At 40.6% G+C, this 17,531-nt stretch carries 13 protein-coding genes; 8 read left to right on the top strand and 5 right to left on the bottom strand.

Translation table 11 applies throughout. The annotated features are described in order from the left end of the window. Window positions 1–11 precede the first annotated feature (11 nt). From DWW23_RS14225 to DWW23_RS14215, 3 genes are all read right to left on the bottom strand, one after another. On the bottom strand, window positions 12–1,100 hold the full coding sequence (locus tag DWW23_RS14225; RefSeq protein ID WP_122353945.1) for an SMP-30/gluconolactonase/LRE family protein: 1,089 nt from the start codon (window positions 1,098–1,100) through the stop codon (window positions 12–14). A 164-nt stretch (window positions 1,101–1,264) separates the two neighbouring features. Then, window positions 1,265–1,774 carry a DUF2867 domain-containing protein gene (locus DWW23_RS14220; RefSeq protein WP_122353944.1) on the bottom strand — a complete coding sequence of 170 codons (510 nt, stop codon included), beginning with the start codon at window positions 1,772–1,774 and terminating at the stop codon, window positions 1,265–1,267. A gap of 40 nt (window positions 1,775–1,814) precedes the next feature. Continuing rightward, window positions 1,815–3,461 (bottom strand): family 78 glycoside hydrolase catalytic domain, encoded by a 1,647-nt coding sequence (locus DWW23_RS14215; protein ID WP_122353943.1) that lies wholly within the window; start codon window positions 3,459–3,461, stop codon window positions 1,815–1,817. Between the two features lie 208 nt (window positions 3,462–3,669). Between DWW23_RS14215 and DWW23_RS14210 the strand changes: the two genes are divergently transcribed. The 8 genes from DWW23_RS14210 (at window position 3,670) to DWW23_RS14180 (ending at window position 16,863) form a co-directional block, all read left to right on the top strand. Next, window positions 3,670–4,239, top strand: coding sequence for an RNA polymerase sigma-70 factor (locus DWW23_RS14210; protein WP_122353942.1), 570 nt, complete (start codon window positions 3,670–3,672; stop codon window positions 4,237–4,239). A gap of 105 nt (window positions 4,240–4,344) precedes the next feature. Continuing rightward, the gene (locus tag DWW23_RS14205) at window positions 4,345–5,292 is read left to right on the top strand and encodes a FecR family protein (RefSeq protein WP_122353941.1); all 948 of its coding nucleotides are present in this window, start codon (window positions 4,345–4,347) and stop codon (window positions 5,290–5,292) included. A gap of 217 nt (window positions 5,293–5,509) precedes the next feature. Beyond that, a complete protein-coding gene (locus tag DWW23_RS14200; protein ID WP_122353940.1) occupies window positions 5,510–8,821 on the top strand; it encodes a TonB-dependent receptor in 3,312 nt (1,103 codons plus the stop codon). A gap of 22 nt (window positions 8,822–8,843) precedes the next feature. Further along, entirely contained in the window at window positions 8,844–10,391 is a 1,548-nt protein-coding gene (locus DWW23_RS14195; protein ID WP_122353939.1) for a RagB/SusD family nutrient uptake outer membrane protein, read from the top strand. A gap of 81 nt (window positions 10,392–10,472) precedes the next feature. Beyond that, entirely contained in the window at window positions 10,473–10,595 is a 123-nt protein-coding gene (locus tag DWW23_RS26940) for a hypothetical protein (RefSeq protein ID WP_255419610.1), read from the top strand. Window positions 10,596–10,601: 6 nt separating this feature from the next. Then, window positions 10,602–11,225, top strand: a complete 624-nt coding sequence (locus DWW23_RS14190) for a hypothetical protein (RefSeq protein ID WP_122353938.1) — start codon at window positions 10,602–10,604, stop codon at window positions 11,223–11,225. 54 nt (window positions 11,226–11,279) lie between these two features. Further along, window positions 11,280–14,057 carry a glycosyl hydrolase gene (locus DWW23_RS14185; protein WP_158583190.1) on the top strand — a complete coding sequence of 926 codons (2,778 nt, stop codon included), beginning with the start codon at window positions 11,280–11,282 and terminating at the stop codon, window positions 14,055–14,057. 37 nt (window positions 14,058–14,094) lie between these two features. Further along, the gene (locus tag DWW23_RS14180; RefSeq protein ID WP_199664150.1) at window positions 14,095–16,863 is read left to right on the top strand and encodes a family 78 glycoside hydrolase catalytic domain; all 2,769 of its coding nucleotides are present in this window, start codon (window positions 14,095–14,097) and stop codon (window positions 16,861–16,863) included. 193 nt (window positions 16,864–17,056) lie between these two features. On the opposite strand, the gene DWW23_RS14175 is transcribed toward DWW23_RS14180, so the two are convergent. Together DWW23_RS14175 and DWW23_RS26725 are read right to left on the bottom strand one after the other, a co-directional pair. Then, the gene (locus DWW23_RS14175; protein ID WP_122353936.1) at window positions 17,057–17,332 is read right to left on the bottom strand and encodes an HU family DNA-binding protein; all 276 of its coding nucleotides are present in this window, start codon (window positions 17,330–17,332) and stop codon (window positions 17,057–17,059) included. 11 nt (window positions 17,333–17,343) lie between these two features. Beyond that, window positions 17,344–17,531: hypothetical protein (locus DWW23_RS26725; RefSeq protein WP_233564339.1), on the bottom strand; the 188-nt coding region annotated here is incomplete at its 5' end.

The following is a 17,531-nucleotide window of genomic DNA, read 5'->3' as shown; positions in this document are numbered from 1 at the left end:
TGGTTAATCTGTTAGTTAAGTTGTAATTTAGCTAGTGTAAAAGGCTTGTCGTGTCCGGTATTTACTTTGTCGGGGCCTGTTACGATATCGAAGCAGGAAACGATTACCTGGCCGTTCCATACGATCGGTTCTCCCGGCTGGTCGAGTCCGCCGTCGCTTCCGTCGCAATCCGGACTCTGGGCAATACGCTGAATACGACCGTCCTTATCGATGCGGGCAACAGCATTCTCGGAGAAATCGGCTACCCAGATATTTCCGTCGTCATCGATACACATCCCGTCGGTGGTGCGTAGCTGTGAGGGATCCTGTGCCCAGATCTCATTACTGGTTACATTGCTGTTGCCATCCATTGTTATCCGGTGGATAGTACCGTCACCGAAGTTGCCTACATATAAATAACCTTCCTTATCGAACACGATGCCATCCAGTCCGTACTGTACATCTTTGTTCTTGGTAATGACGGTGGTGATCAGGTTTTTATCTTCCCGGGTATTGGTGATCTTTATATTTTTATCATTCTTATCGAAACAATATACACCGCTGACCAGCAAACCGGACGGGTCCTGGATGGAAGACAAGGAGCTTTGGGTTACATATAATTTCCCGTTCCTGAAGCGGATTCCGTTCGGATGCTCCATGCCGGAAGCTACTTCAATAACTTCTTTCAGCTTATACCCGTCTAATTTTAAACAGAGTATTCTCCCTTTGTTTTTGGCCTTTTCGGCTCCGCTCCATCCTTGGTTGTCGCAAATGAAAAGGTTACCCTCGTCATCGAAAGTGATTCCCATGGGTGCGGCCCAACCCGTTTCCGGTAATACGGGCACATCCATCCATTTACTGATTTTTCCCTCTTTGGTAATCTGCATCAGGCAGGCCGGTTTTGACAGATCTGCAAAATTGGGACAAGCCAGGATGAGGTCACCGTTCGGGGCAATAGCCATACCGTCGGGTGTCGGGCAATCGTCCGGCAATATCATAAACAGTTCGCTTTTTTGCATGGTGGTAACATCGGCTACCGTAGCGGCATTCTTTTGAGAAGTCCTGTGGCAAGCACCGAATAAGACCGATAATAAGATAGACATTAAAAACACATTTCTCATGATATATAGATTTGTTGATATATTAGTCAGACTCAAAAAGGAGGGTTATCCCTTAAAGCTATCTGTTGTTTTTTTCATTTTTTCGTTGGCAAAGGAATATAATCCTGTAGTAATAAGGTTTCAGTAATCGGTCAAATATCTTCAAAAATCAATCGTAAACTTGCTTATATCAACTTTTTCAATGTGTATCTGAGCATATTTCTGACAACCAGGTAATGAAAAGGGCATATAGTATAGAAGTAAACATATCCCAGCCAGTAATGGAAATGTACAACGGTAATACTTCTGATCTTTTTACGATTTCCTTCGAGGTTTTCTATATGGATGGATAAATAAGCGCAGAGATGTTTATCGTCGAGACAAACAATTGTTTCTTGTGGGGATTTGTCCGTGACACTGGCAAAACTACAATTGCCTCCTGACCGGATACATTCTTTAAACTCCTGAATCTTTCCTTCTCCGGCTTGTAAGCCGAATGGCTTTACCAGTAGATTCCGTAGTTTGAACAGCTGATTCACCCAGCCAGGCATAGTTGTCCAGAATGATACCTGAATATCGTCCGGCGTGATCTTTTTATCCGAGTCTGTTTCACATTCGAATGAGTCCGAATAATTAGCCGGAAGATATTGGTTTATCAGGCTGTCAGGAGGAATAGTAGAATTTCTTACTTTCATAATGTCTCTGTATTTCAGTTAGAACAGAGACAAATATAACTTATTTCTGAAATATTTCCGGATATTTCCGAATGAAATACGTAGGGGTACAACTCCAGGCATGGCAGTAACTATTAACCGGATAGAAGTTGTAGGGTGACAGGTATTCATTCCGGGGATCATAGACTTCCCAGAAGGTATCAGCCCCTTTGTGGATCATTCCGCCCCAGTATTCCGCCATTTCTTTTTTGGCTTCTTCTTTCAATCCCGATTTGATCAGGGCTTCTATATAATAATGGAAGAGGTAAGGTGCTCCCGGCGTACATACATTTTCTGTCGTTTTCAAAGCCCTTAATGCCCTTTGGGCTTCTTTTTGTGTGGGTACTTCGCCTAACACCATCCAGATCTGGGAGGCGTACGATACCTGGTCGTTCAGTATGCCGGTGAACAGTCCTGTTTTAGGATTATAATAGTGCTTGCGGACTGCTTTTTTCATTTTTTTGATAAGCCCCGGTAATTGCGATACCTCATTTTCTTTATTCAGCAGTTGTGCCAGTTCGTAGGCTTCCCGGAATGCGAAAATGGTAACGCCATGGAATGCTACTTCCCGGTGTAACCCATCTTTCCAGTCGAAGAATATCCACCATTCACGGGAGGCTTGCTCGTAATTCATCATTCCGTCGTCCTGTAGATATTTGTAGGCCGATTCCAGTTGTTTTTTAACGACGGGCCACAGGTCTTCCGCTGTCTCCCTGTCTCCGGTTTCCAGTAAGTAGTCTTTGAGGGTCACGCCAAACAGGAAAGAATAGTCATATAGATGTTGTCTGGCCTGAGGCTTCGGTTCCGGAGCTTCAAAAACAGTCGCATTCAGTTTTCCGTTGTGTTCGCTTAAACTGGCAAGCAGATACAGGCATCGTTTGGTCAGGTCGTACTGTTTGAAAGAATAATTGTTTGCCAATGCTTCCAGATACAGGTCTCCCAGCCATAAGCGCTGGTCTCTTTTAGGACCGTCTTCATAAACGGTTTGCATACATTCTTTTAATGTATTCAGGCTAACCCTGTCTATATCCTTGAACAACTGAGGTGTGGTTGCCGATAACTCTTCAGGTGTGTTGACAGCCGACGTCACTGCGTCACATTTCATTCCGGAAATACAGAAATCATAACCGGGAGGTGTGGCGATCAACTCTATTTTTACATATCTGAAGGAGACGCGGCGGGGAATGGTCATTGTTGCAGGCATAGTCATCACGGTAACAACTTCATCCTGTAACCATGCACGGCTGAGTCCTCCCTGATAGGGATCGAAAGGTGTGACCAGTTCCGACGGTACTTCTCCGAATGTCAGCTTGAAACGGGCAGGTGCGTCGGATTCGGCTCTCAACAAGTCTGTACTGAAGCTGAAACTTCCTGTTATATGTTCCCCAAAGTCTACGATAACGGACTTTGTCTCTTTAAACGAACTGTCGTATAGTTTGTTTATAGGGGCAGTCTGAACTGCTTTATATTGTTGAAATGCTGTTTCATCTTTAACTATATTGACCAGGGCGACAGGCTTTTTTTCGGTAACGGTCAGCCTTGGAATACTTTGTTCTGCTTTTTCAGCCCAGGAAGCACGTTGGGGTGCGTAAAAATCTTGTCCGTAGGCTGCAAGTAGGCTGTTAACAAGAAAACCACATAAAAAAAGCTTCTTTAAGGTTGTTTTCATCTGAATAAACGTTTATATAGAGTTGTTCATGGTTTAAATGGGGGACAAAGATAGATTATTATATAGCTGTGTGTGTTGTAAAATTGATATTAAAAGTTTAAAAAATGACACTAGACTTGAATACGTGATACTTTGTTATTTAGTTCTTATGATCACATGAATATTGTAAAGTTTTTCCATATCTTTACCTTGTTAACTTTATTATCTTATGGGAGATTATTTGGATATAGAAGTTTTTAATCAGTTATTTAGAGAATACAAAGATCGTTTTACTCGTTTTGCAAAAACTTATGTTTATGACAGTGATCAGGCAGAGGACATTGTCATTGAAAGTTTTATGTATTATTGGGAAAATCGAACGACTTTGAATGAGGGAAATAATATTCCTTCTTATATTCTGACAGTTATAAAGCATAAATGTCTGAATTACCTTCAGCGGTTAAAAACACGTGATGATATAGAAAAATATTTGATTCAGACAGAGGAGTGGGAATTACAGATAAAGATAGCAACTCTGGAAGCTTGTAATCCGGAAAGATTATTTTCGGAAGAGGTACAGCATATTATTGATAAGACATTGGCTGATTTGCCGGAACAAACAAGAAATATATTTATCATGAGTAGATATCAAGATAAAAATCATCGGGAAATAGCGGAAGAAGTCGGTCTTTCGACCAAAAGTATAGAATACCATATAACCAAAACGTTAAAGTTATTGAGAGATGCTTTGAAAGATTATTTCCCTTTCTTATTAATAATGTATAGGATTTTTGATTAGATCATCTCTGATGAGAAACAGATATGAGATTTTTTTTGAAAAAAAATGATTTTGGTTTAGGGATATTACTTACTTATTTGCTTTACTATACGAAAGGTGCTAATTATGGACAAGGAAACATTATATAAGTTTTTTGACAATACGGCTTCGAAAGAAGAAAAGTTAATTATAAAAAATTGGCTGAGAGAAGACTCTGTTCATAAGGAAGAACTGATGCGGGAACGTGAATTTTATGATGCGGTTATTTTATCTCGGCACAGGAAAGAGGTACAAATAATAAAACAGGAGAGACATCCTTTTTATTCTCGGACTCGAATATTTGAAATAGTACGGATTGTGGCTGTTGTTGCAGTAGTATGTTTAGTTGGTTTCTTTATTTATACAAATAAGATGGATGAGATTCGTTTAGCTATGAACACAATAGTTGTCCCGGCCGGACAACGAGTTAATCTAAGATTACCGGATGGAACGGAAATTTGGTTAAATGCTCGTTCGGAAATTAAATATCCTGCTTTTTTTACAGGTTCCAGGCGTGAAGTGATATTGAATGGTGAAGCTTATTTCGAAGTAGAACATGATAACGATAAACCATTTATTGTTCATACCAGTAAATGTGACATAGAAGTGTTAGGTACAAAGTTCAATGTGGATGCTTATGCCGATTCGGAGGATTTCTCGACAGCATTAATTGAGGGAGCCGTAAAGGTAACAGACAGGAATGATCCTTCGAATGCTTTATTACTTTCTCCGGATCATGAAGTTCATTTTGCTAATGGAACCTTTTTTTCCAGCCAGATCGGTGATTATGATTTATTTCGTTGGCGGGAAGGCTTAATTTGCTTTAGAAATGTAAGCTTTGATCAATTAATGCTTCGTTTCGAAAAAAGTTATGGTATCCGTATCATCATTGAAAATAAAAAATTGTCAGATCATGTGTTCAGTGGAAAATTTCGTATTGCAGATGGTATTGATAATGCCTTGCGTGTATTACAAAAAGATGCTGATTATACATTCAGGAGGAGTGAAGACGATTCTGTGATTTATATTAAATAATAATTGTATAACTTAAAAATGAAGAGCCTATGGTAAAAACACTTTAGTTAGCCTTGTTAAAAAATGCCGACAAGTGCGCCCACACTTATCGGCAATTAATTAACACAATAAATAATAATTGTATTAATCATACTAGAATTACAAAGATATGAATAAAAAATCATTATCGTGGACTTGTTATGCTAAAAGCTCACGGTGTAAACACTTTTTTAGAATCATGAAAATAACCTATTTGTTATTATTCGTGTTCATTTTCTGCCTACATGCAGAAAATACCAATTCACAAAATCTCCGGTTTACCATTAAACGGAATAATATTCAATTAGAGCAGGTTTTGGAAGAAATAGAAAAACAATCTAATTATTTGTTCGTCTATAATAAGCATGTAAATATGAATCAGAAGGTTTCTTTGGATATGGATAAGAAATCTCTAAAAGATGTTTTAAGTAACCTTTTTGACGGAACAGATGTAAATTATTCGATAGAAGGAAATTATATTGTTCTTTCTGCCGGAAAGGAATCTGCGGATATTAATAATGTAAAACAAGAAAAGTTCGTAACCGGAAAAGTTACAGACAATCATGGAGAGGCTCTGTTAGGAGTTGCTATTATGGTTAAAGGAACAACGCAAGGCACTGTTACGGATATGGATGGTAATTATTCGATCAGTGTTCCCAATAATAAAGCTGTTTTAGTCTTTAATTATCTAGGGTATGTATCAAAAGAACAGGTTGTTGGAGAAAAGAGTAAAATAGATGTTGTTTTACAGGAAGATACGAAGCAATTAGATGAAGTTGTTGTTGTTGCTTACGGAACGCAGAAAGTACGTAATCTAACCGGATCAATGAGCCGACTGAGTACAGATGAGTTGGTTGATATGCCTGTCCCTAATATAGGACAAAAAATGCAGGGTAAGTTTTCGGGTGTACAGATTTACCAGAATTCCGGTGAGCCGAATGGTGGAATCTCTTTTAGGGTTCGCGGACAAGCTTCTATCTCAGGCGGTAATAGTCCGTTAGTCGTTATTGACGGTTTTCCTTCTCTCACAGGTTTGGATGCAATCAATCCGGAAGAAATTGAAAATATAACCGTTTTGAAAGATGCTGCATCTTCAGCTTTGTATGGTTCCAGAGCTGCGAATGGTGTGATTCTGGTAACAACGAAGCAAGCTAAAGAAGGAAAGATGAATATAGAATTCAGTATGTATTACGGATGGGAAAAGGTTTCAAACCGAGGTAAGCCGGACGTAATGAATGCACAAGAATTTGCTCAGTTTAAAAAAGAATATTATGAAGATCAAGCTCGTTATGAAGATCCGAATGTTACTGTTCCCGAGGTCTATCAGCATCCAGAATTATTGACTAACGGTACAGACTGGTATGATGTGTTATTGCGTACAGCTAATACGCAAAATTACAATTTGGCACTTTCCGGAGGTACTGCTAAAATAAAATCATCTGTGAATTTAGGATATAATAAAACAGAAGGTGTTATTATAAATACTTATTCCGAACGTTTTTCTGCCAGAGCTAATAATATTTTTAATGCGAATGATCATTTGAAATTTGGATTGAATCTGGGTGGTTCTTATCGTTCGGGACAAATACCTCCGGGATTGGGAGAAAGTCGTGGTATTATCGGTTGTGCTTATTTGATGGACCCTCAGTTGAAATACAAAAATGATGATGGTACATATCCTATTTCTTATACGCAGCCAGGAATGTTTGCCAATCCGAACTATTATTTGGTACTTACTCAGCGGGAAAATGTGACGAAAGATATTAACGGTCTTTTGAATGCTTTTGCTGAAATCGAGTTTATTAAAGATTTGAAATATAAATTTAGTGCAAATATCGATCTTTCGAATCAGACAGTAAACCGTTGGACTCCGTCAACGGCTCAAGGCGGTTTGGGATCTGCTCCTCCTAATCCGGCTACCGGAGAATATTATAGCCGTAATTATCTGACTTGGTTGCTGGAGAATACAGTTACTTATAACAAAACATTCATGGAAAAACATACAATTGATGCGATGTTGGGTTATAGTACACAAAAGGCTACTTCGCAGAATGCTAAAGTATCGGCATCTCAATATCCGGATGATGAGGTTCCTTGGGTTGGTATTGCAACCCGCAAAGATGGAAGTTCGGATGCCAGTAATTGGTATGATTGGGCTATTATTTCTTATTTGGCTCGTTTGAATTATAATTATGATGGTAAATATTTATTGTCGGCAACATTCAGACGTGATGGGTGTTCACGTTTCGGTGCATATTCGAAATTTGCGAATTTTCCATCTGTTTCATTAGGTTGGATTGTTTCAGATGAAAGTTTTATGGAAAATATGGATCCTCTTAGTTACTTGAAGTTCAGAGCTAGTTATGGTAAAGTCGGAAATAATAATATCGGTAATTATTCTTATATAGCTTCAGCAAGTAGTGCGAATTATGTTTTCAATAACACAATTGTTGGAGGAAAAGCCTTGAATGCAATCGGAAATAATGATTTGACATGGGAAACGACCAATCAATACGATGTGGGTATTGATGTGGGATTATTAAATGATAGAATCTTCCTTATTTACGATTATTATAGGAAAAAGACGGATGGATTATTGTATCGAGTGGATATTCCTAATCAATCCGGATTTTCAAGCATACAGTCCAACATCGGAGAATTTCGTTTCTGGGGGCATGAAATTGGCCTTGAGACGAAGAATCTTGTAGGTGACTTCAAATGGAATACCAATTTGAATGTAACATTCAATCGAAATAAAGTAATGAAGCTGGGTACTAATAATGTTCCTTGGGGAGGTAATTCTAACCAAATGGATTATCATAGACTGGAAGTAGGCAAGCCTCTCGGTTTCTTTATGGGATATGTTTACGATGGAGTTTATATGACGCAAGAAGAATTTGATTCTCAACCTAAGCATGCGAGTTCTATGGTTGGTACCGTACGTATGAAAGATATAAATAACGATGGAGTAATTGATATGGATGACCGTACAATGATCGGTGATCCAAATCCGGATTTTATTTATGGTATGACGAATGAGTTCTTCTGGAAAAATTTTGATGCAAGCTTTGTGATTGCTGGTGCTGTCGGTGGGGATGTGATGGACGGAACCTATGAGTGGACAGAGAATCTGGATGGTGTGTTTAATGTGCGGAAAGAGGTTGCGGAACGCTGGCGTTCGTTAGAAAATCCGGGTAACGGAAAGATTCCCAGAACAAGAAGTGGTACGACAGAATTGTTCCGTTTTAATAACTCTCGTTGGGTATTTAATGGTTCATATTTGTCTCTTAAAAATTTGACGATAGGTTATACATTTCCGTTGAAGTCTAATCCGTATGTAAAAAGTTTACGTATATATGGTAGTGGACAGAATTTGTTTACAATAACAGGATATCCAGGTATGAATCCGGAAGTAAATGCTTATGGTTCAGCAGGACATCAACAAGGATTGGATTATAGTTCATATCCTGTGGCAAGAACATTCTCTGTCGGATTGAATGTTAAATTTTAAATAATACGAAAATAGTAGAAATATGAAACATATATATAGTTTGCTATTAGCTGCATTGATGGGATTGAATTCCTGTTCTGATGATTTCTTGAATTTGTATCCGGAGACATCTATAAATTCATCTTCATTTTATCAGACAGCTGAACATTTCGACCAGGCTTTGATCGGGTCTTATGAGAAGTTGCGTCCGATAGCATTTAATGGTATTTTTATGGATGAACAAAGGTCTGATAATACATTTTATTCCATGAATAATGGGGATAGGAGTCCTTATTTGAACGTGGAGGTTGTAGCTTTGTTTTTAGATGATGAAACAACATCCGTTTTAAGTAATACTTATAATGATATCTATGCAGGAATTGCTCGATTAAATACGGTGTTAAGCCGAATTGATGGGTCTCAAATGACTGATACAGAAAAGTCTAAGGTGAAGGCTGAAGCTTTATTCATGCGTTCTTTTTATTATTTCTATTTAGTACAACACTGGGGACCAGTCCCTCTGATGTTGACTGAAGTAACTAGTGAAAAGGATGCATTCGTTCCAAATTCGACTGTTGATGAAATCTATAATCAACTGATAAACGATTTGAGTGAAGCAATAGAGATCGGATTGCCGATGCCGGATCATTTCCCTCAGTCTGGAAGAGCTACTCAGGGGGCTGCGAAAATGTTGCGTGCTTATGTTTATATGACAAAGCCGAATCGTGAATATGCAAAAGCTGAGCAAGATTTGAAAGATATCACTAAAATGGGATATAGTTTGGAGGAGGATTATGCTAGAGTCTTTGATCCATCGAACAAGAATGGAAAAGAATCAATCTTCGAAGTTCAGTATCTGGACGGAGAAGGTGGACAACACAGTAATATTCCATGGCGATGCATTCCCAGATGTACAAATACAGATTTTTTGATGGGAGTGAGATGTGACAATTATGGAGGAAGTAATGCCGGTAACAATGTACCGACTGAAGAACTGATTCAATCGTATGAACCGGGAGATAAACGTTTGCCTATTTCTGTTCATATTGCGGAAGGAACTTTGGATGGTGACTTATTTACGGTTGATAAATTGGTGACGGAGGATATTGCAGACTATACGGTTCCTGCTGGGAAGGCATTCCGTTATTTCTGTAGTAAATATTACCATCCGCCTTATGTTTATCCTGACCAGGCTGGTGATAATTTCCCATTGTATCGTTATTCCGGAGCCTTGTTATTGTTAGCTGAATCTTTGGTGGAACAGGGGAAAGAGGCAGAAGCTCTTCCTTATTTAAATCAAGTTCGTGAAAGGGCTGGTCTGAAACCTCTGACTGTTGCAACAAAGCAGAATGTATCTGATGAAATGCGACATGAGTTGGCTTTTGAGAATCACCGTTGGACGGATCTGATCCGTACAGGGCAAGCGGTTTCAGTGATGAATGAATATGGCAAAGAAATGAAGAGGTTATATGGATGGATATTACCTTCTGCATTCAATGTAACGAAGGAACGTTTGATCTTTGCTTTTAATAAGAGAGAATTGGAAATTAATGATAAGTTAGTTCAAAATCCAGGATATAAGGATTATTGATTATAAGCTATCAGGAAGATGATTAAGTTCATCTTCCTGATTAATAAAAACAGAAAATACAACATTTAAATCATATATACCATGTTTAAACACTTCTCCATCTTTATTTTTGCTTTGTTGTTATTGCTGATATCGTGTAATAAGGCACAGAAAGATGGTGTAGCTGATTTTAATACATTAAGCAAACAGTTTCTGAACCTGTAAAGGAATATGGAACAGATTCAGCCGGAAGTCGGAAAATTCTGGCTCGGTCAAGATATGGGGGTATTTTCCATAGGTGCGAACGTAAAGAGCGGAGAGAATTTATTATCTTTGGAATTGTCGCCGATGAAAATCCATGCGGAGATAGAACCGATTTATATTTTAGGTGATTTCTGTGTGAAACCGGCAGCAAAAGGGTGGACGATCGAAGCTCTGGTAGAAAAGCTGTCAATTGGAAGCTGGAAAGAACAGGGATGGTCTTTTTATCCGGGAACAGTTACTTATACTAAACAGTATAATCTGACAGATCCGGAGCATTTATATCGTGTGCGTCTGAACGATTGGGAAGGAACAGTCGCCGGTGTGGAAGTCAATGGGAAACCCGCGGGGATCATTTTTGCTCAACCGTATACATTGAATATTTCCGAATATCTGCAGAAAGGAGAAAATACAATCTGCATAAAAGTGGTTGGAAGTAATAAGAATCTGATGGAACCGTTCCATAATGTGCAGTCTCGGGGTATTGTAGGACCGGGAAACTTTAGGAAAATGGGAGGGCGTCCTTCGGGTAATGATTATGATCAACTAGATTATGGTCTGATGGAAGACTTTGTATTGGAAGAAGGAATATAAATCTATAAATCACAGAATATGAGCCTAACAAGAAGAACCTTTATTAAATCAGGTATGATGTCGATCTTGAGTCTGCCATTGATGCAGGGATGCCGGTTTGCCCAAAATGGAACCGGAACTGATGAAGAAGACCGTCTATACATGCTGTTTCAGAATCCGCCCGTTACCTCCAAGCCATTTGTCCGCTGGTGGTGGAACGGGGATAAAGTGACAGCCAAAGAGATTTTCCGTGAACTGGATATAATGAAAGCTGCTGGTATCGGTGGTGTCGAAATCAATCCGATCAGGTTCCCTGGTGGAGACGACTTAGGGATCCCGTCACTGGAATGGTTGAGTCCCGAGTGGATTGAAATGGTTAAAACAGCTTTGAAAGGGGCTGAAGAACGTGGAATGATTTGCGATATCATAGTCGGATCCGGCTGGCCTTTTGGCGGAGAATTTCTGCAACCGGAGGAACAGACTCAATTAATGACGCAAACGGCCCAAAAAGTAAAAGGTCCCGGTAAAATACAGTTGAAGACAGTAGATTTACTGAAAGATGCTTCTCCGCAGGTCGGTTCCAAGTATGAAGGATCAATCAGTGAATTGCATTCATTGTGTTTGGCCCCCGTAGAAATGAATACGTTTTCTCCGGGTAAAGATATTCCTTTTGAAAAAGGGGCGGAGGTGATCACTGTCGAATTACCGGAAGGTGAGCATATTCTGTATGCTCTGGTTAAGGTAACCGGTTTTCAGGCTGTGATTAATGGTGCTCCTGGTGCCGCTGGCCCTGTGCTGAACCATTATAATCAGGTTGCGGTAGAGAAATTCCTGAATCGTATGTCGGATCATCTGTTCCCGGCGATTCAGGGACTGAAAGGTTTCAGAGCTATGTTCTGTGACAGTATGGAATTGGAGGGAGCGAACTGGTGCCATGACTTTACAAAAGAGTTCCAACAGCGTAGAGGATATGATGTAACTCCTTATCTACCTTTTATTTTGTATAAAGTCGGGCATATGGGACATGCGATCGAAGGAGTGGCAGCAACGACTCTCTCCGGGAAGGCGAAAGAAGAAGTCGACCGTGTTCGTTATGACTTTTTTGTCACTTGTATGGATATTGTCAAAGACCGTTTTCTAAAACCTTATACACAATGGTGTAATAAGTATAATTTCAAATCTAGGGTACAGGCTTATGGTCGTGAGTTTCATCCACTGGAAGCCTCTTTTGAAGTCGATATTCCCGAATGCGAGACTTGGTTCTGGAATGCGGATAGTTGTGACAAGGATGCTTTTGTGAAGTCACCGACAAATACGAATGTGAATAAGTTTGTGGCATCGGCTGCACATTATTCAGGAAAAAGATTGGTCAGTTGTGAGGAGATAACCAATACAAGCAATGCTTTTAATGCCTCGCTGGAAAAAATAAAGATGACAGGAGACCAGAGTAACCTTTCAGGTGTAACTCATTCAATCCTGCATGGTTTTAACTATAGTCCACGGGAAGTGCCGTTCCCCGGTTGGATCATGTACGGGGCATTCCTTAACGAACGGAATAGTTGGTGGCCTTACTTTAATTTGTGGGCAACCTATAAGAGCCGTGTATCGACGGTTCTTCAGGAATCCGACTTCTTTGCAGATATTGCCGTGATGCATCCGCTGGCCGATATGTGGACGATACACGGGCCACAACGTGATCCGTTCCCCAGCCTGCATTATCCGTCTTATCAATACCATGTGTGGGAAGCAATTCATCAGAATGGGAATAGTTGTGACTATATAAGCGAGAATGTCATTCAACAAAGCAGTTTCAAGAAAGGTAACCTTATTTTCAATAATAGGAAATATAATACATTGATGCTGTTGGAAGTAGAGTCGATGATGCCTGCAACAGCTGAGACACTGGTTGAATTCGTTAAAGTCGGAGGTAAACTGATCTTTGTCGGTAAAGAACCTCATAAATCTCCAGGGTTTAAAGATCATGATGCAAACGACGAAAGAGTCAGACAGGCGATTAGCCGAATCAAGGAATCTTATCCGTCACAAGTCTTTTTCGTAGAAGCCCCGGTTGAGATGATTTCCTGGTTCCGCCAGATACAACAGCAATGCGGCATTGTCCCTTATATGAAGATTGATGCACCGAGTCCTTACATTAGCCAGATTCGTCATCAGACAGGAGATAAGGACATCTACTTTATAACGAATTGTAATCCGGAGGATGAAATACGGATACAGGCGACATTTGCAGCGAATGGCAGAACTCCTTGGTTATGGAATCCGGAAACAGGTGAACGGAGCCCTTATCCCGTATCTTCCGGATCGACTCTACAGATAGATTTGGAGCCAGCCGCTTCCAGACTGATTGTTTTTGAGGAGCTAAAAGATTCGAAGATATCTCTTCCGGCTTTACCGCTTCAGAGTTCGTCTCCGGTCGAACTGAACGGATGGACGGTCAGGATGGCGCATATCAATGGTGAATCGACTAAACGTGAGCTGGATACGTTGGTAGACTTCTCTGTAAAATCGGAAACACAATCGTTTTCCGGTAACCTGTATTATGAAAAGACGGTTGAGAATACAGCCGGATTTTATTATCTGGATTTAGGGAAAGTATATGGCGTTTCTGAAGTCACTCTGAATGGAGAGAACCTGGGATGTAAATGGTATGGAAACCATGTGTATCAGTTGCCTGAACATTTAGCTAAGGCTCCGGTCAAATCATTGCAGATAAAGATTACGACAACAGTCGGTAATTATTTGAAGGCCACCCCCGAAAATAAAATCGGGCAGGCATGGACTCATCATCAAAAGTGGGCACCGACAGGTATGTTGGGCCCTGTTAAATTAATGTAACATTAGGAATAGACGAATAATGAATAATAACTTTATAATGAGAAGGACAGGACTTTTGATCTGTCTTTTGGCTGGTTTTGTCTGGCTTGCAGGTGCCGAACCGTTACAGTTGAAGAAACTGACCTGCGAGTATGTGGAAAATCCATTAGGTACGGATGCCCTAACCCCAGTGCTTGGATGGCAATTGGAGTCACAAGCTCGCAACCAGATGCAATCGGCTTATGAGATACAGGTTTCTTTGAATGAAAATGATCTTCAGCATGGAAGGAAATTGGTCTGGAAAAGCGGAAAGGTTGATGGCCGACAGAATGTGAATATCACTTATTCAGGTAAAAAGTTAAAACCTTTTACCCGTTACTATTGGCGGGTTCGTGTTTATAATCAGGACGGTGAGGTTTCCGATTGGAGTCGGACGGCTTGGTGGGAGACAGCCATGTTGTCTTCGGTTGACTGGAAAGCCGAGTGGATCGCGGACGGTTCCAAAGCACCGGAAAAGGAAGAGGATTTCTATAAGGATGATCCTGCCCCGCTCTTTCGTAGAGATTTCCAATTACGTAAACCGGTGCAGGAAGCTCGTTTATATATAGCCGGTATCGGATATTATGAAGCCAGTGTGAACGGAAAACGTGTCGGAGACCATGTGCTCGACCCAGGTTGGACCAATTATGGGAAACAAATATTATATAGTACGTATGATATTACTTCATTGATCGCCTCCGGAAAGAATACGATCGGTGTTATGTTAGGAAACGGATTCTATAATCCGCTACCTATCCGTATTTTTCAGCCTTTAAGAGAATATCTGACTATCGGTAGGCCTTGTCTGAAGGCACAGCTTCGTGTTCAGTATACAGATGGTTCGATAGAGACTGTATGTACGGATGGAAGTTGGAAAACAGCAACTGGTCCGATTATGCGTAACAATGTTTATCTGGGTGAACATTATGATGCCCGTCACGAGATTCCAGGTTGGGATACCGGGGATTTCGACGACACCAATTGGAAACAGGCTATACTGGTACCGGAAATACCGACCGGACAATTGAGTGTCCAGATGCAGCCACCTGTCCGGGTTCTTGAAGTTATAAAACCGGTCAGAATGACTGAATGCCGTCCGGGAGAGTTTATATTCGATATGGGACAAAACTTTGCCGGTGTTGCACGTATCAAAGTCAAAGGTCCGAAAGGAATAGCCGTGAAAATTCGTTACGGAGAAGATGTCTATTCGGATGGTAGTTTGAATGTTATGACCTCGGTTGCCGGACAACAGAAGAAAGTTTGGAATGCCAATTGGAATATGCCCGGACAACCTCAGACTGCCTGGCAGGAAGATGTTTATATTTTGAAGGGCGAAGATGAGGAAATATGGTCGCCTCGCTTTACATTTCATGGTTTTCGGTATGTTGAAATAACCGGGTGGCCCGGTCGGCCCTCTCTGGCAGATATTGAAGGAGTTCGTTTGAGTGCAGATTTGCAGAAGACAGGGCGTTTCGAATGTTCTAACCCGATGCTAAATCGTTTGGATAAAGTACTAGACTATACATTCCACAGTAATTTATTCAGTGTGCAGTCTGATTGTCCGGCACGCGAAAAATTCGGTTATGGCGGTGACATTGTCGGTACAGCCAGGACTTTCTGCTGGTTCTATGATATGGAGAATTTCTATCGAAAAGCGATTCAAGACTTTGCTAACGATCAACGCCCTGAAGGTGGGATAACGGAAACAGCTCCTTATAACGGAATTGCAGCAGAGGGGTTGGGAGACGACTCTGGTCCGATTGGCTGGCAATTGGCTTTTGCTTTCATGCAGAAGCAGTTATACGAATATTATGGTGATCTGCGAACTATCGTAGACTTTTACCCTGCTTTGCGTAGACAGGTGGAATTTCTCCGTTTGAAAGCAGAAGGGAATAGGATAGGAGGATGTATCAATGATCATGAAAGTCTTGAGGAACGTATTCCGTCATTGTTTGCAACGGCTCATTATTATCATCATGTGATTTTATTGGCAGAGTTTGCCTCTCTGACGAAACAAACAAAAGATGTTCAGACATATACTCAGTTGGCCTCAGAGATAAAGGAGGCTTTTATTAAAGAGTTTCTGAAGGCCGGTACAGGAAAAGTCGGTAATTGTACCCAGGCAGCGCAAGCTTTTGCCTTGTTCTATGACTTGATTCCGGAAAATGAAAAGGCTCCAGCTTTCAATGTCCTGTTACAAGCAATTGATAAATGGGATGGGCATGTCGCTTCAGGTATTTTCGGAGTTCCCGCCGTCTTTGAGGTTTTGCGCCTTAACAACCGAAATGATATAGCTTATGAGATGGTGACCAAGAAAGACTTTCCGGGTTGGGGCCATATGTTGGAATCCGGTGCAACTACATTGTGGGAAACTTGGAGGTATTCGGACAATGTCTTTTCACAAAACCATCCGATGTTCGGTAGTGTAGGTGAGTGGATGTATCAATCTTTGGGAGGAATCACCCCCGGGGCTCCCGGTTTCAGTAAAGTAGTGATCAAGCCGCAACCGGCCGGCGATCTTTCGTGGGTAAATTGCAGTTATGAATCTGTAAACGGAACAATTGTAAGTAATTGGAAGAAGGAAGGAGATATCTTTGAACTTCAGGTAACAGTCCCTGCTAATACAACTGCGCGAATATATCTTCCCTCGTCGACAGATTCGAAGATAACAGAAAGCGGCAGCTCCCTAAAGGGGGTGTCTGATATGAAAATACTAGGATATGACAATGGTTTTTCCTGTATGGAGGTAGGATCGGGAGATTATAAATTTGTGGTGGAAAATAGGTGATCGTAAAATATGATCCGGTTTATAGAACATAGATGATATGTTCTTCATCAATAAAAGTTGTTTATGACGTCCTCAAAATATTTTTGAGGACGTCATAATTATTTTAGACATTCCCGTAAATAGAAAAAATCATCTTCTTTCACAGGAGAGACAGCCATAGCTGGTTGAATAGTTATACTGAAGTTTCCTGGGATTATTTGTTCAGAGCCTTTAACAGATCTGAACCTGCGCGGAACTTGACAGATGTACGCGGCTTGATCATCACCGGTTCTCCTGTCTGGGGATTCCGGGCAGGCCGTTCGGTCTGTTGCCAGGGAAGAAATGTTCCGAATCCCTGGAATACGACCTGGTCACCATCCTGTAATGCTTCCGTAGCATTGTCTATAAAGGAGTTGATCACGGCTTTTACATCAGTTTTTGTCATGCCGGTATCTGTTGCTATTTGTTCGATCAATTTACTTTTATTCATATATCGCAGGTTTAAATCGTTTTTGATCCAACTGTTTCGGATACTTGATCGGAAATAGTATTCTGCGGTAGAAGCAGAGTATCTTTATTTCCGAATAATATCCCTGAAATCAATGTCAGCATCTGTAATTTGGATGCGATGAACTTATTCTCATTACGTGAAACAGGTTTATTGAATTTAATGGAGTTCGTTAAGAACT

Source organism: Parabacteroides sp. AF14-59, from assembly GCF_003479515.1.
GTDB lineage: Bacteria > Bacteroidota > Bacteroidia > Bacteroidales > Tannerellaceae > Parabacteroides > Parabacteroides faecis.
The sequence above is the reverse complement of the archived record's forward strand: the minus strand, read 5'-3'. Positions and strand labels throughout refer to the sequence as shown.